The organism is Nonomuraea sp. B5E05, from assembly GCF_039880665.1.
Lineage (GTDB): Bacteria > Actinomycetota > Actinomycetes > Streptosporangiales > Streptosporangiaceae > Nonomuraea.
In genome coordinates, this window is the sequence record NZ_JBDPMJ010000009.1 from 306,406 (window position 1) to 320,807 (window position 14,402).

Below are 14,402 nucleotides of genomic sequence, written 5' to 3' on the forward strand. Positions count from 1 at the left end.
AACTGACATGTTGTGGATGGTTACCTCGGCGTCATTGTGATCGTGGCCGTCGTCGCCCTGCTGGCGGTCGGCGGTCTTTTCCTGCTCTTCCGGCCGGGCCGAAAAGCGCCTCCGCCGGTCAAGCCGCCCGAGCCTCCCGTGCTTCCCGAGGAGAAGCGGCCCGCGGGGGCCGGCGAGGAGGGCGAGGGCGCGACCACCACGCTGCCGCCTCCGGCCAAGCCGGCCGAGCCGGTCGTGGTGGAGCCCGAGGTCGAGGTGCCGCCGCCGTCCGCGGGCCGGATGGTGCGGCTGCGCTCGCGGCTGGCACGCTCGCAGAGCGCTCTCGGCCGCGGGTTGCTGGAGCTGCTCTCCCGCGACCGGCTCGACGACGACGCGTGGGACGAGATCGAGGAGAGCCTGATCACGGCCGACGTGGGCGTCGCGCCGACCCAGGTCATGGTCGAGGAGCTGCGCACCAAGGTCAAGGTGCTGGGCAGCCGCACGCCCGAGGAGGTGCGCGGCCTGCTGCGCGAGCAGCTGCTCGCGCAGGTCGGCCCCGATCTCGACCGTACGCTGCACGTGCGCAAACACGGCGAACGGCCCGCGGTGGTGCTCGTCGTGGGCGTCAACGGCACCGGCAAGACCACCACCACGGGCAAGCTCGCGCGCTCTCTCGTCGGCGACGGCAAGAGGGTCGTGCTCGGCGCGGCCGACACCTTCCGAGCGGCCGCCGCCGACCAGCTCCAGACATGGGGCGAGCGGGTCGGCGCCGACACGGTGCGCGGCCCCGAGGGCGGCGACCCGGCCTCCGTGGCCTTCGACGCGGTCGCCAAGGGCACGGAGGAGAAGGTCGACGTCGTCATCGTCGACACCGCCGGCCGCCTGCACACCAAGACCGGCCTCATGGACGAGCTGGGCAAGGTGAAGCGGGTCATCGAGAAGAAGGCCACGGTCGACGAGGTGCTGCTCGTCCTCGACGCCACCACCGGCCAGAACGGCATGCGCCAGGCCCAGGTGTTCGCCGAGGTGGTCAACATCACCGGCATCGCGCTGACCAAGCTCGACGGCACCGCCAAGGGCGGCATCGTGATCTCGGTGCAGCGGGAGCTGGGGGTGCCGGTCAAGCTCGTGGGGCTGGGCGAGGGGCCCGACGATCTGGCGCCGTTCGATCCCGAGGTTTTCGTGGACGCGATCCTCGGCGACTGAGGACAATTTCCGGCTTGGCCGTAAATAGTCCTGAAATAGGCATTACCAAATAATCATTGCTTAATGTCTTTTTCGTGTGCTGACATGTACCGGTCATCAAACTGAATGCTCGGTTCCATTCAACGACGAAGGGGCACCATGAAGAAGATCGTTGTTCACCGGCCAGGAACCGTGAAGCCGACCGCCGCGGCAGCGCCGAGGCACGGCACCTGACGCACCCCGGCCGGCGCCTGACAGCGGGCGCCGGCCCTCGCCTGAGCACGGAAATGGGGTCGTGTGGAAACGATCACGCTGGACGCGGACCGCCGCATCGGCGGCCCCTACACGTTCGCCGCCGGGCTGCTCGGCCATCTCGTCCCGGCTGCCCTGGCCCGGCATCCCGAGCTGGTCGCCGCGCATGACATCGAGATCCGGACGGCCGGGCCGAAACTTCGCGACGTCGTGCCGGCACGCAGGCTCTCACTGGCCGACGACCTCCCCCGCGCGCAGCGCATCCTCATCCCCGCCGCCCGGCGCAGCCTCAGGATCGCCAACGGGCTGGCCGAGTTCGTCCGTGACCACCTCGACCACGCGGGCCCGCTCGCCGTGACCGTGGCCAACCTCGACGCCGCCGACCACACCGACGCCGAGCTCGTCGCCGTGCTGCGGCGCCGGCTCGACCCCGGCCTGCTGCGGATCGACGAGGGCCCGCAGGCGCCGTCGACAGGTGCGCTGCCGGCCGACTTCGACCGTTACCGCGACGAGGGTTTCCACCACGCGATGGCCGAGTCGGGCCTGGAGGCGCTGCGCGGCATGGCGCACGACGCCGACCCGCGGCGGTGGCGGCAGCTCCTGCAGCGCGTGGCCGCCTCGCTGGAGGCCATCGAGCGCGAGGACGAAGCCCGCGAGCTCTACGACCGCGCCAGGCGCGAGAGCACCGACCCCAAACACCGCGCCACCATCGCCTACGCCACCGCCATGATCCTCGTACGCCACCACGACCCCGCCCGGCGCGACCCCGAGGAGGCGCTGGCCTGGATCAACGAGGCGATCACGATCACGTCGCTGCTGCCCGACCCCAGGGAGCGGGCCTTCCACCTCGGCTTCGACCTCAACGGCAAGGCCCTGGTCGAGGTGCGCAGGGGCCGCCGGGCCGCCGCGATGGAGCTGGTGCAGCAGGCCATCGACCTGGCCGAGGCCGACCTGCCGGCCGAGCATCCGATCCACAAGCTCGTGCTCCACGCCAACCGGGCCCAGCTCCTGGCCATGACGGGCCGGGCGGAGGAGGCGCTGGCCGACTACACGCGGGCCGTCGAGGCCGACCCAGGCTATCCCGACTACTACCTCGACCGGGGCAACCTGCTGCACAAGCTGGGCCGCGACGGCGAGGCGCTGGCCGACTACGAGAGCGTCATGCGCCTCAGCCCGCCCTTCCCCGAGGCGTACTACAACCGGTCCGAGCTGCGTTACGCGGCGGGTGACCTCGCGGGCGCCCGCGCCGACCTGGATCACACACTGGAGCTTGACCCGGAGTTCGCGCCCGCGTACGTGAACAGGTCAGGGCTGAGCGCGGCGGCCGGCGCGTACGTCGAGGCCCGGCAGGACGTCGAGCGAGGGTTGCGGCTCGCGCCGCGCGACCCGCACCTGCTGTGCGTGCTCGGCCAGGTCGAGCTCGCCGGGGCGCGCCACCCGGAGGCGCGCGCCGCCTTCGACCGGGCCCTGGAGCTCGACCCCGATCTGGTCGCGGCCTGGGCGGGGCGGGCCGAGCTGGCCTTCGAGCTCGGCGACCACGGCGCGGCCCTGGCCGACCTGACGAGCGCGCTCAAGCGTGCGGAGACGGCCGAGGTGCTGTTCAACAGGGCGGTGGTGCACCGGGCCGCGGGACACCCGGACAGAGCCCGCGACGACCTGCTCAGGGCCGCGGCCCTGGCACCCGGCGACGGCGACATCGGGCAGGCTCTCACCGAGGTCTGAGTCCATGGGACGGCGCTACTGGCTCCTGCTCAGCGCGTTCCTCGCCTCCTCGCTCGGCACCTGGATCTACCGGCTGGCCCTGCCGCTCCTGGTCTACGACCTGACCGGCTCGGCGCTCGGCACCGGGCTCGTGTACGCCATGGAATACCTGCCGTACGTCGCGCTCGGCATGGTCGGCGGGGCGCTCGCGGACCGGGTGAACCGGCGGCGCCTGCTCGTGATCGGCGACCTGACGTCCGGCGCGGTCACCGTGCTGCTCGCGGTGATCGTGACGGCCGGCGTGCGGCAGCTCTGGGCGATCTACGCGGTGGCGTTCCTGCTGGCCTGCGTCGACCCCCTCTACCAGCCCGCGTTCCGCTCGATGGTGCCCTCGCTGGTCCCGGTCGAGCGGCTGCCGCAGGCGAACGCGCGGCTCCACATGGGCGAGCACGCGGTGAACATGGTCGGCCCCGTGGTCGGCGGCGCGCTCGTCGTGGGCCTCGGCCACCAGGCCGCGATCTACGTGGACGCGGGCACGTTCCTGCTGTCGGCCCTGCTGATCTGGCCCGTCAGGGTGGCGCGGGGCGCGGTGACGAAACGCGGCCGGTCCATGCTCGCGGACATCGGGGAGGGCCTCAGCTTCCTCTTCCGTGGCGACAAGGTGGTACTCACCACCGCGCTCGCGACCGCGGCGTGCAACTTCGGGGTCTGGCTGCTGCTGGCCGGGCTCGTCTACTACCTCAGCTCGTACCACGGGTTCACCCCGGGGGAGATCGGCGTCGTCTACGCCTTCCAGGGGGTGGGCGCGGTGCTCGGGGCGGTGCTCGGCAGCCGGCTGCTGCGCAGGTATCCGCCGGGGCCGGTGATCTGCTGGGCCATCGCCGCGGGCGGCCTGTCGATGCTGGCCATGATCGTGGCGCGCGGCCCTGTGCCGATCGGGCTCGCCTGGCTGGGGCAGTTCGCCGCGGCGGGGACATCGATCGTGGCCGTCGTGACCGTGCGCCAGCTGCTCATCCCTGACCATCTGCTCGGACGGGTGCTCGGCACCGCCAGGATGATCGCCTTCCTGTCCATCCCGCTCGCGTCGCTGGCCACGGGCGTGTTCGAGTCGGAGACGCGCAACGCGTACGCGCTGATGGCCGCCGCGGGGGTGGGCTGGCTGGCCATCGCCGCCGTCGTGGCGCACACGCCGCTGGGCCGGCTCAGGCTTCCCGCTCTGCGGGACGCGCCCGCGAGCCGATCGGCACCACCAGGGGAGTGCCGGCCACCGGATCCTCGATGACCTTGGCGTCCAGCTCGAACACCTCGCGCAACAACTCCTCGGTCAGCACGTCGTGCGGGGCGCCCGAGGCGATCACCTGCCCGGCGCGCATGGCCACGAGCCGGTCGGCGTAGCGGGCGGCCAGGTTGAGGTCGTGCAGGACCATGACGACCGTGCGTCCGGCCCGCTGGTGCAGGTGGCGTACGAGCTCCAGCACCTCGACCTGGTGGGCGAGATCGAGGAAGGTCGTGGGCTCGTCGAGCAGCAGCAGGTCGGTGCCCTGGGCCAGGGCCATGGAGATCCACGCCCGCTGCCGTTGCCCGCCCGACAACTCGTCCAGCGGCCGTTCGGCCAGGTCGGCGAGGCCCGTCATCTCCAGCGCCGCGGTGACCGCGCCCTCGTCGTCGGAGGACCACTGCCGGTACCACGTCTGGTGCGGATGCCGCCCCCTGGCCACCAGGTCGGCCACGGTCAGCCCTTCGGGCGCGACGGGCGCCTGGGGAAGCATGCCGAGGATCTTGGCGACCTCCCGGGTGGGGAGCTTGTCGATGCGCTTGCCGTCGAGCAGCACCTCGCCGCCCTGCGGCTTGAGCAGGCGGCCGAGCGCGCGCAGCAGGGTGGACTTGCCGCAGCCGTTCGGGCCGATGATGGTGGTCACGGTGCCCGCCTCGATGCCGAGGTCGAGCCCGTCGACGATGACGCGCTCGCCGTACCCGAGCCTGACGTCGGCGGCCTGCAGTCTCACTTGCGTGACCTCCAGATCAGATGGATCAGGTAGGGCGCGCCCAGCACGGCGGTGACGATGCCGACGGGCAGTTCGAGCGGGGAGAACGCGGTGCGCGCGATCAGGTCGGCGCCCGTGGTGAGCACGCCGCCGATGACCGCCGAGCACAACAGGGGCGGCCGTCCTGACCGGACCAGCCTGAGCGCGATCTGCGGCGAGGCGAGGGCCACGAACGCGATCGGGCCGGCGGAGGCGGTGGCCACGGCCGCCAGCAGCACGGCGGCGAGGATCAGCAGGGCGCGGGCCGGATTCATGCGGACGCCGAGGGCGGTGACCGTGTCGTCGCCGAAGCGCAGGGCGTCGAGCGAGCGGGTGCCGAGCAGGGTCAGCGGCACCAGCACGGCCAGGGCCAGCGCCGTGGGCGTCACGTGCTCCCAGCCCCGGCCGTTGAGCGAGCCGCTGATCCAGATCATGGCGCGGCTGGTGTCGTTGACGTCGCCGACCGTGAGGAGCCAGAACTTGACGTTGGTGAACACGGCGGCCACGCCGATGCCGACCAGCACCAGGCGGTAGCCGTCCAGGCCGCGCCGCCAGGCCAGCCCGTAGACGACGGCGGCGCCGAGCAGGCCGCCGAGCAGGGCGAGCGCGGGGATGCCGAGGGTGGACAGCAGGCCGCTCACGCCGCCGTAGACGCTGCCGCTGGCCACCACGCCGGCCACGACCGTGACGGAGGAGCCGGTGGTGACGCCGAGGATCTCGGGGCTGGCCAGAGGGTTGCGGGCGATGGACTGGATGATCGCCCCGGACAGCGCGAGCGCCGCGCCGACGAGGGCGCCGGTGAGCGCGCGCGGCAGGCGCAGTTCCATGATGACGAAGTGGCCCGCGTCGCCGGCGTCGAACGTGCCGGCGAGCACGTCGGCGAGGCTCATCTCGATGTCGCCGATGCGCATGTTCAGGGCCATGAGCAGGGCGAGCAGGACCAGCCCGGTCAGGGTGAGCACGACGGCGCGCGGGCGTACCTGCCAGGACAGGCCGGCGACGCGCAGGGGGAGAGTGGTCACAGGCGCACCGGCTTCCTGCGCCGCACGAGGGCGACGAAGAACGGCGCCCCCAGCAGCGCGAGCACCACACCGACCTCCAGCTCTCCCGGCGGGGCCACCACGCGGCCGATCACGTCGGCGAGCAGCAGCAGCGCCGCGCCGACGAGCCCGGAGTACGGCAGCAGCCACCGGTGGTCGGTGCCCGACAGCGGACGGACCAGGTGCGGCACGATGAGCCCGACGAACGCCAGCGAGCCGCAGGCGGCGACCGACGCGCCCGACAGCAGGGTGACGGCGGCGACGCCGACGGCGCGGGTCACGGGGATGTTCTGGCCGAGGCTCCTCGCGACGTCCTCGCCGAGCGAGAGGGCGTTGAGCCCGGGGGCGTTGACCGCCGCCAGCATGAGGCCCACCAGGATGAACGGCAGCACCTGCCAGACGACGTCGGCGCCGCGGGCCGCGATCGAGCCCGCCTGCCAGAAGCGGAAGACGTCCATCGCCTGCTCGTCCAGCAGCACGATGGCCGAGGTCAGCGCATAGAGGAAGGCGCTCACGGCGGTGCCCGCGAGCGCCAGCGTGACCGGGGTCGGGCTGCCCTTGCCGCCCGTCATGCCGAGCGCGAACACCGCGACGCTGGCCACCAGCGCCCCCGCCAGGCCGAACCAGATGTAGCCGAGCAGGCTGGAGACGCCGAGCAGGACGATCGAGGACACCATCGCGAACGCCGCCCCCTGCGTGACCCCGAGCAGGCCGGGGTCGGCGAGGGGGTTGCGGGTGTGGCCCTGCATGAGCGCGCCGGCGACGCCGAGCGCGACTCCGGCGAGCACGCCGAGCACCGTCCTGGGGACGCGCAGCGCGCGGATGACGATGTCGTTCTCGGTGCCGGTCGGCGCGGTGAGCGCGTGCCAGGCGTCGGTGAGCGGGACGGACTTGGAGCCGACGGTGACGCTCAGCACCACGGCGACGAGCACGGAGGCGACCAGCACGAACAGGACAGTGAGCCGCCGGTGGCGGACGCCACGAAGCCCGGGGGCGACGGCCGTTGCGCTCACCCGCGCCCTCCTCGATGTTTGCCGGATCCCGGTGCAGTATGCCAGCTTAGGCAGGGCTAACCTAAATTAGGTTTGCCTTATCTTGACCGAAAGGGTGCTGATGAGACCGTTGCGCGCGCTGGTCTGCGCTGTCCTCGTGGTGGGGCTCGCCGCCTGCGGTTCCGCGGAGCCCGCCGACGCCCCCTCGCCGAGCGCCCCCTTCAGGACCGTCAAGCACGTCATGGGCGAGACGGTGATCCCGGAGCAGCCGAAGCGGGTGGTGGCTCTCGACCAGAGCTTCGTCGACGCGGTGCTCACCCTGGAGACGCCGGTGGTGGGCTACACCACCTACCGCTCGATCGACACCGAGCTTCCCGGCTATCTCGGGGCCGTCGCCGAGCGGTACGGCAAGCAGGCCGCTCCGGTCGGAACACTGGAGCAGCCGAGCCTGGAGAAGATCATCGCGCTCAAGCCCGACCTGATCGTCTCGGCCAGGGTCCGCCACGAGGCGCTGTACGACAAGCTCTCCAAGATCGCGCCAACGGTCTTCAGCGAGACCACCGGGGCCATCTGGAAGGACAACCTCCGGCTCATGGGCCGGGCCCTGGGCAAGGAGACCCTCGCCGACACCAGGATCAAGGAGTACGAGGAGCGCGCCGCCGCGATCGGCGCGGCGATCAAGAAGCAGGACGGCGAGCTGCCGACGATCTCCGTCGTGCGCTTCGCCGGCGAGCCGACGACCCGGCTCTACGTGGAGAACTCCTACTCCGGCGTGGTCATGAAGGACGTCGGGTTCCCCCGCCCGGAGGGCCAGCCGACCGCGAAGGACGCCATCGCCGTGGACGTCAGCCAGGAGCGGATCGCGGAACTGGACGCCGATCAGATCTTCGTCGCGACATATCCGGATCCGTCGTCTGACGGGCCCAAGGAGAAGTTCGTCAACAACCCGCTGTGGGGCAAGCTCAAGGGCGACAAGCACGAGGTCAGCGACCTGACCTGGATGAGCGCCGTGGGCATCCAGGGGGCGCACGCCATGCTGGACGACGTGGCGAAGGTCTTCGCCGTCGATCCCGCCAGGCCCGCCTCCTGACGCTCATGGAGGTCGGGGAATAGCCGGCCCGGCGCTGTCGTTGTGCACAATCTCGCGGTTGTCACGTGCCCGGCGACGGCCGTGGCCGGCCCGATCCAGTCCCGCCGTGGACGACGGGGAACCACCCAGTTCGAACTAATTCGATGTTCGAGTGAACTCCCGGCCGCATCGGCTCGTCTTTCAAGGCAAGGTTTACACCCCGGCCCGAGGGCAGCGGAAAGACGTGCAGATGTGTGTCACGACAACGGTCGGCATCGACCTCGTGCATGGCCTCGGCCACCCGACGGCGAGTGCCAGGGACGTGACGGTCGACGCAACTCATGCCTATACGCTATCCCCTGTGACTCTTGCCACTCTTACTGTGAAAATGGGTGGGTAGTGTTATGATAATGAGACTTGTCCGGCCGTGGACGTGACCACGCACGCCGCGAGCAGATGGACGGAAACCCCTTCTGACCAAGGCGGAACCGCACTAACGCGCCCCTTACCTGGTGCTTGCGATGATGGAACCGCTGTCAGGCGGCTTGTGCCGAAACGGGGGATAGCGCAAGGGGGATTGATTTGATCACTATGACCGATGAGCAGCGTCAGGACTGGTTCGAACGGGACGTCGTGCCCGTGACGTCGCAGCTGTTCGCCTCCGCCATGCGCCTGACTCGCAACACCGCCGACGCGGAGGACCTCGTGCAGGAGACGGTGGCGAAGGCGTACACGTCCTACCACCAGTTCCGCGAGGGCACGAACCTCAAGGCGTGGTTGCACCGGATCCTGACCAACAACTTCATCAACGACTACCGCAAGAAGCAGCGCTCTCCCAAGCTGTCCGCAGCCGAGGACATCGAGGACTGGCAGCTGCACGCCGCCGAGTCCCACTCCTCGACCGGGCTGCGTTCCGCCGAGAACGAGGCGCTCGACCGGCTCCCCGACAACATCGTGATGAACGCCCTGCGCAGCCTGCCCGAGGACTTCCGCGTGGCCGTCTACCTGGCCGACGTCGAGGGCTTCGCGTACAAGGAGATCGCTGAGCGCATGGGCACACCGATCGGCACCGTGATGTCGCGCCTCCACCGCGGCCGCCGCCAGCTGCGCGGCATGCTGGAGGGATACGCCCGCGAGGAGGGCGCCGTACGCGTGCCCGTGCAGAGCGCCGCCTAGAACCCCATGGCGAGATGGAGGCGGACGCGTAACCACCCGCCTTCCGCGTCGTCGTGCATGCAGGCCTCCCTGGCGTAGTCGCCGACGGTCCGACGCAGCCGCCTCAGCTCGCGCGCGGTCGTCACGGAGTTGTCGCGGCACGCTCGGACTCGCTGCGGAGGACGCAGAACTCGTTGCCCTCGGGGTCGGGCCTGTCCTCGGGATGCAGGGGACACACGACCAAAGCTTCACCTGAATGCGCCGCGTCGCGGACGCCCGGTGTTTGGGTACATCCCTGATGTCCGCGGAACGTCGGCAGGGGGTGGCGGGTGAACGAGGCCCGAGCGGCGACTGAGAAGCTCCAGGCGGAGCTCCACGGTCTGGGGGTCACCAGCGCGTACGACGTGGGCGACGATGCGACCGTCTCGGTGTGGATAGGCCTGGTCGTGCGCTACAGGGATGGCTTTTACCGTTGGCAGGAAGGGCCGGTGAAACGTCGGCATCTGGGTACGGATCCGGCCGGATGTGCCATGCGCGTGGCGCGCCGCTCCGAAGAACTACGGGCCTATATCCCACCCTGGTGGGAGGACCTGGTCAGGGAACTGCGGGGGAAACCGGCCCAGGACTATCCGTAGCCCCCGTACGCGGTGTTTCGGGGGGACGCATGCGCGGGTGGGCTCTGCCGCTGGCCCTGTTGGCTCTGGTCAGCTCCGCCACCCAGGTGGTGGTGCACGCCCATCCTCCGGCGCTCCCGATCGTGCCCGTCCAGCCGCCGCCGGTCGAGCGCTCCGTCCTGGCCAGGCGGCTGGAGTCGATGCAGGCCGACTGGCCGCGCCACGTCGACTGCGCTTCGGCCAAGTGCGTGGCCCTGACCTTCGACGACGGACCGGGCAAGCACACGGGCCGGCTGCTCGACCTGCTGAACGAGCGCCACGTCAGGGCGACGTTCTTCGTGGTCGGGGAGATGGTGGCGGCCGGCGGCAGGCGAGCCGTCCAGCGCATCGCGGCCGACGGGCACGAGCTCGGCAACCACTCCTGGAGCCACCAGGCGCTGTCGGAGCTGACACGGAAGGAGCTTCACCGGGAGCTGCGGCACACCGGCCGCCTCGTGCGCCGGCTCACCGGGGTCAGGATGCGGGTGATGCGGCCGCCGTACGGACTGACGGACCGGCACGTCGCGGCCGAGGCACGCCGCGCGGGCATGGCCCAGATCCTGTGGAACCTCGACACCTTCGACTGGCGGGACCGGACGCCCGAAGTCGTGGTCCGGCGGGCCGGCCGGGCCACACCCGGCTCGATCATCCTCATGCACGACATCCACCGCACCACCGTGAAAGCCGTGCCCGCCCTGCTCGACGCGCTCGCGAGAAAGGGCTTCACGTTCGTCACGGTCTCCGAGCTGTACGGCGACCGGAGCCCCGCGCCGGGGAGGAAGTACATGAGGCGGTGACCCGGGGCGCCCCGGCCGCGTGGCAGGCTTGTCCTCATGGGGTTCACCGGCTTTCCCGACGAGGCGTTCCTGTTCTACGAGGGTCTCGAGGCTGACAACTCGAAGACCTACTTCGGCCGGCACAAACAGCTCTATGAGGAGGCCGTGCGAGAGCCGATGCTCGCGCTCGCCGACGAGCTGGCCACGGAGTTCGGGCCGGCGCAGCTCTTCCGGCCCTATCGTGACGTGCGCTTCGCCAAGGACAAGTCGCCGTACAAGACGCATCAGGGCGCGTTCGTCGACCTGATGCCGGGCATCGGGCTCTACGTGGAGCTGAGCGCGGCCGGGCTGTTCACCGCGGGCGGCGTCTACACGAAGGCCTCCGACCAGGTCGCCCGCTATCGCGCGGCCGTCGACGAGGACCTGTCGGGCAAGCCGCTTGAGTCGATCATCGACTCGCTGGAGGCGGGCGGCTACACGCTCCACGGCGAGCGGCTCAAGACCAGGCCGCGCGGCTTCGACGCCGGCCACCCTCGCATCGAGCTGCTGCGGCACAGGTCGCTCCACGCGGGGAAACGGTTCGAGCCGGAGCCGTGGGTGCACACGCCGCAGGTGCGCGAGCGGGTGGCGCGCACGTGGCGCGACTTCGGGCCCCTGGTCGAGTGGCTCTGCACCCATGTGAGAGGCAGCGAGCTGCCGCCCCGCTGACCTGGCGCCGGAGCAGGAGACCGCCGCCCCGCCGCGCCTGGCCGCCGGAGGCCGTCAGGCGCGGCGGGGCGGGTCAGGCGCGCTTGGCGCGGGCCGCCGCGCGGCCGCGGGTCGCGGCGTCGAGCACCACCTTGCGGATGCGCACGGCGTCAGGAGTGATCTCCACGCATTCGTCCTCGCGGATGAACTCGAGCGCCTGCTCCAGGGAGAGCACGCGCGGCGGAATCAGCTTCTCCGTCTCCTCGCTGGTGGAGGAGCGCATGTTGGTGAGCTTCTTCTCCTTGGTGATGTTGACGTCCATGTCGTCGGACCGGGAGTTCTCGCCGATGATCATGCCTTCGTAGACCTCGGTCGTCGGCGAGACGAACAGCGTGCCGCGCTCCTGCAGGTTGAGCATCGCGAACGCGGTCACCGGGCCGGACCTGTCGGCCACCAGCGAGCCGTTGTTGCGGGTGCGCAGCTCGCCGAACCAGGGCTCGTAGGAGTCGAAGACGTGGTGGACCAGGCCCGTGCCGCGGGTCTCGGTGAGGAACTCCGTGCGGAACCCGATCAGGCCGCGCGCCGGGACCACGAACTCCATGCGGATCCAGCCGGTGCCGTGGTTGGTCATGTGCTCCATGCGGCCCTTGCGCACCGCCAGGAGCTGGGTGACCGCGCCGAGGTATTCTTCCGGGCAGTCGACCGTGAGGCGCTCGACGGGCTCGTGCACCTTGCCGTCGATCTCTTTGGTGACCACCTGCGGCTTGCCGACGGTGAGTTCGTAGCCCTCGCGGCGCATCTGCTCGACCAGGATGGCCAGCGCGAGCTCGCCGCGGCCCTGCACCTCCCAGGCGTCGGGCCGCTCGGTGGGCAGCACCCGCAGCGACACGTTGCCGACCAGCTCCTTCTCGAGGCGGTCCTTCACCATGCGCGCGGTGACCTTGGAGCCCTTGACCTTGCCCACGAGGGGCGAGGTGTTGGTGCCGATGGTCATCGAGATGGCCGGCTCGTCGACCGTGATGAGCGGCAGCGGGCGCGGGTCGTCGGGGTCGGCCAGCGTCTCGCCGATCATGATCTCGGGGATGCCGGCGATGGCGATGATGTCGCCGGGGCCCGCCTGCTCGGCCGGCTTGCGCTCCAGGGCCTCGGTCATGAGCAGCTCGGTGATCTTCACGCGCTGGATCGTGCCGTCGGTGCGGCACCAGGCCACCTGCTGGCCCTTGCGCATGACGCCCTGGTGGATGCGGCACAGCGCGATGCGACCGAGATAGGAGGAGGCGTCGAGGTTGGTGACGTGGGCCTGGAGCGGCGCGCTCGGGTCGTAGGTCGGCGCAGGGATGGTCGACTTGATGATGTCGAACAGCGGCTCGAGGTCTCCCGAGTCGGGCATGCCGCCGTCGTCGGGGCGCTCCATGGAGGCCCTGCCCGCCTTGGCCGAGGCGTAGACGATCGGGAAGTCGATCTGCTCCTCGGTGGCGTCGAGATCCATGAAGAGCTCGTAGACCTCGTCGACGACCTCTTTGATGCGGGCGTCGGGGCGGTCGACCTTGTTGATGCACAGGATGACCGGCATCTTCGCCGACAGCGCCTTGCGCAGCACGAAGCGGGTCTGCGGCAGCGGGCCCTCGGAGGCGTCGACCAGCAGCACGACCCCGTCGACCATCGAGAGCCCGCGCTCGACCTCGCCGCCGAAGTCGGCGTGGCCGGGGGTGTCGATGATGTTGATGGTCATGCCGCCGTGCTTGACCGCGGTGTTCTTCGCGAGAATGGTGATGCCCTTCTCGCGCTCGAGGTCGTTGGAGTCCATGACGCGGTCGTCGACGTCCTGGTTGGCGCGGAAGGCCCCGGACTGCCAGAGCATGGCGTCGACCAGCGTGGTCTTGCCATGGTCGACGTGCGCGATGATCGCGATGTTCCGCAGGTCTTCGCGGCTGTTCAAAGGCATGAGAGGTCTCGCTCTGTGTCGTGGAGGCGGCCGCGCGAAGTCGCGACCAACCAAGTCTAGTTGATTGCCTCTGATGGCGAGCGCGAGCAGGACGACGGCGGCGCCCTACGTACATAGCCGGTTGCACAATTGTGCGCATGGCAATCTTGGCCAGGGTCCCTACATTAACGGCATGACCTGGACAGAGCTGGTGATGGCCGCGGCGCCGACACGGGCCGAAAGGCCGGCGGTGAGCGATGTCCGGACAGGCGAGGTGCTGTCGTACGCGACCTTCGTCAAACGGGTCACCCGCGGCGCGGCGGGCCTGCGCCGCCGGGGTCTGGGCTACGGCGAGCGGGTCATCGTCAACGTCCCGCCCGGCGCGACGCTGCCGGTCGCGATCCACGCCGTCGCCTGGGCGGGCGGCGTCGCGGTGCTCGCGGCCTCCGGCTCCGCCCGCATGATGATCACCCAGCGCCACTACGACCCCGCCGCCGCGCAGGTCGAGCAGGTCTACTCCTTCCTTCCGGTCGAGGGGGCCGAGCCGTTCTCCGAGCTGCTCGACGAGCGCGGGGTGGAGTTCGGGCCGCTGGCGGGCCCGGCGCTCACGTTCGACGGCCGGCGCGTGTTCGACCACGACGAGCTGGCAGGCGACCTGCGCAGGCTCGCCGCGCGGGTGGCCATCGCCAAGGACGACGTCCTCATCAGCGCGGTCAACGATCCGTTCAGAGTGCTGCGGGTGATCGACCTGGCCATGATGTCCGGCGCCCACGTCGTGGTGGCCCACGAGCCGAGCCTCGTCGGCTGCCGCGTGCTCGCCCAGGAGCGGGGGGCGAACGTCGTCGTCGCACCCTACGACCTGGCCAGGAGGCTGCTCGGCAGTCCCGCGCTGCGCGTCGTCGACGAACGGACGGTCGTGAGCTCGCTCGGCCTGTGAACTCGATGGGCGCCGCCGCGTTCCTGGC

Annotated in this window: 14 protein-coding genes; 9 read left to right on the plus strand and 5 right to left on the minus strand. The window is 70.6% G+C overall.

Annotated elements, in window-relative coordinates; all coding sequences use genetic code 11:
- Nucleotides 1-12: 12 nt before the first annotated feature.
- From ftsY to ABGB01_RS19595, 3 genes are all read left to right on the plus strand, one after another.
- On the plus strand, nucleotides 13-1,185 hold the full coding sequence (gene ftsY / locus ABGB01_RS19585) for a signal recognition particle-docking protein FtsY (protein WP_347774929.1): 1,173 nt from the start codon (nucleotides 13-15) through the stop codon (nucleotides 1,183-1,185).
- Nucleotides 1,186-1,461: 276 nt separating this feature from the next.
- Nucleotides 1,462-3,138, plus strand: coding sequence for a tetratricopeptide repeat protein (locus tag ABGB01_RS19590; protein WP_347774930.1), 1,677 nt, complete (start codon nucleotides 1,462-1,464; stop codon nucleotides 3,136-3,138).
- A 4-nt stretch (nucleotides 3,139-3,142) separates the two neighbouring features.
- Nucleotides 3,143-4,399: an MFS transporter gene (locus ABGB01_RS19595; RefSeq protein ID WP_347774931.1), complete on the plus strand. Its 1,257-nt coding sequence runs from the start codon at nucleotides 3,143-3,145 to the stop codon at nucleotides 4,397-4,399.
- On the opposite strand, the gene ABGB01_RS19600 is transcribed toward ABGB01_RS19595, so the two are convergent.
- The 3 genes from ABGB01_RS19600 to ABGB01_RS19610 are packed head-to-tail and all read right to left on the minus strand — an operon-like array spanning nucleotide 4,320 to nucleotide 7,194.
- Nucleotides 4,320-5,123, minus strand: a complete 804-nt coding sequence (locus ABGB01_RS19600; RefSeq protein ID WP_347774932.1) for an ABC transporter ATP-binding protein — start codon at nucleotides 5,121-5,123, stop codon at nucleotides 4,320-4,322. The genes ABGB01_RS19595 and ABGB01_RS19600 overlap by 80 nt on opposite strands.
- Entirely contained in the window at nucleotides 5,120-6,163 is a 1,044-nt protein-coding gene (locus tag ABGB01_RS19605; protein WP_347774933.1) for an iron chelate uptake ABC transporter family permease subunit, read from the minus strand. The genes ABGB01_RS19600 and ABGB01_RS19605 overlap by 4 nt, the downstream gene beginning before the upstream one ends.
- Nucleotides 6,160-7,194, minus strand: coding sequence for an iron ABC transporter permease (locus tag ABGB01_RS19610; protein ID WP_347774934.1), 1,035 nt, complete (start codon nucleotides 7,192-7,194; stop codon nucleotides 6,160-6,162). The genes ABGB01_RS19605 and ABGB01_RS19610 overlap by 4 nt, the downstream gene beginning before the upstream one ends.
- Before the next feature lie 100 nt (nucleotides 7,195-7,294).
- On the opposite strand from ABGB01_RS19610, the gene ABGB01_RS19615 reads away from it, so the two are divergent.
- Both ABGB01_RS19615 and ABGB01_RS19620 read left to right on the plus strand, forming a co-directional pair.
- Nucleotides 7,295-8,263, plus strand: coding sequence for an iron-siderophore ABC transporter substrate-binding protein (locus tag ABGB01_RS19615; RefSeq protein ID WP_347774935.1), 969 nt, complete (start codon nucleotides 7,295-7,297; stop codon nucleotides 8,261-8,263).
- Nucleotides 8,264-8,833: 570 nt separating this feature from the next.
- Entirely contained in the window at nucleotides 8,834-9,418 is a 585-nt protein-coding gene (locus tag ABGB01_RS19620) for a sigma-70 family RNA polymerase sigma factor (RefSeq protein WP_347774937.1), read from the plus strand.
- On the opposite strand, the gene ABGB01_RS19625 is transcribed toward ABGB01_RS19620, so the two are convergent.
- Entirely contained in the window at nucleotides 9,415-9,543 is a 129-nt protein-coding gene (locus tag ABGB01_RS19625) for a hypothetical protein (protein WP_347774939.1), read from the minus strand. The two genes, ABGB01_RS19620 and ABGB01_RS19625, sit on opposite strands and share 4 nt — an antisense overlap.
- 183 nt (nucleotides 9,544-9,726) lie before the next feature.
- Here ABGB01_RS19625 and ABGB01_RS19630 point away from each other — a divergent pair, with 183 nt between their 5' ends.
- Genes ABGB01_RS19630 through ABGB01_RS19640 form a run of 3 tightly spaced genes read left to right on the plus strand, consistent with a single transcriptional unit; the run spans nucleotide 9,727 to nucleotide 11,534 of the window.
- Nucleotides 9,727-10,032, plus strand: coding sequence for a hypothetical protein (locus tag ABGB01_RS19630; RefSeq protein WP_347774941.1), 306 nt, complete (start codon nucleotides 9,727-9,729; stop codon nucleotides 10,030-10,032).
- Between the two features lie 29 nt (nucleotides 10,033-10,061).
- On the plus strand, nucleotides 10,062-10,847 hold the full coding sequence (locus ABGB01_RS19635) for a polysaccharide deacetylase family protein (protein WP_347774943.1): 786 nt from the start codon (nucleotides 10,062-10,064) through the stop codon (nucleotides 10,845-10,847).
- Nucleotides 10,848-10,883: 36 nt separating this feature from the next.
- On the plus strand, nucleotides 10,884-11,534 hold the full coding sequence (locus tag ABGB01_RS19640) for a DUF2461 domain-containing protein (RefSeq protein WP_347774944.1): 651 nt from the start codon (nucleotides 10,884-10,886) through the stop codon (nucleotides 11,532-11,534).
- Nucleotides 11,535-11,607: 73 nt separating this feature from the next.
- Here ABGB01_RS19640 and typA read toward each other — a convergent pair whose 3' ends face one another.
- Entirely contained in the window at nucleotides 11,608-13,458 is a 1,851-nt protein-coding gene (gene typA / locus ABGB01_RS19645; protein WP_347774946.1) for a translational GTPase TypA, read from the minus strand.
- Between the two features lie 172 nt (nucleotides 13,459-13,630).
- On the opposite strand from typA, the gene ABGB01_RS19650 reads away from it, so the two are divergent.
- Nucleotides 13,631-14,374: an AMP-binding protein gene (locus ABGB01_RS19650; protein ID WP_347774947.1), complete on the plus strand. Its 744-nt coding sequence runs from the start codon at nucleotides 13,631-13,633 to the stop codon at nucleotides 14,372-14,374.
- Nucleotides 14,375-14,402 lie beyond the last annotated feature (28 nt).

Coding starts and splice junctions, on each gene's coding strand:
- ABGB01_RS19595 (WP_347774931.1), top strand. CDS start 3,143: ATGGGACGGCGCTACTGGCTCCTGCTCAGCGCGTTCCTCGCCTCCTCG.
- ABGB01_RS19615 (WP_347774935.1), top strand. CDS start 7,295: ATGAGACCGTTGCGCGCGCTGGTCTGCGCTGTCCTCGTGGTGGGGCTC.
- ABGB01_RS19620 (WP_347774937.1), top strand. CDS start 8,834: ATGACCGATGAGCAGCGTCAGGACTGGTTCGAACGGGACGTCGTGCCC.
- ABGB01_RS19635 (WP_347774943.1), top strand. CDS start 10,062: ATGCGCGGGTGGGCTCTGCCGCTGGCCCTGTTGGCTCTGGTCAGCTCC.
- ABGB01_RS19640 (WP_347774944.1), top strand. CDS start 10,884: ATGGGGTTCACCGGCTTTCCCGACGAGGCGTTCCTGTTCTACGAGGGT.
- typA (WP_347774946.1), bottom strand. CDS start 13,458: ATGCCTTTGAACAGCCGCGAAGACCTGCGGAACATCGCGATCATCGCG.
- ABGB01_RS19650 (WP_347774947.1), top strand. CDS start 13,631: ATGACCTGGACAGAGCTGGTGATGGCCGCGGCGCCGACACGGGCCGAA.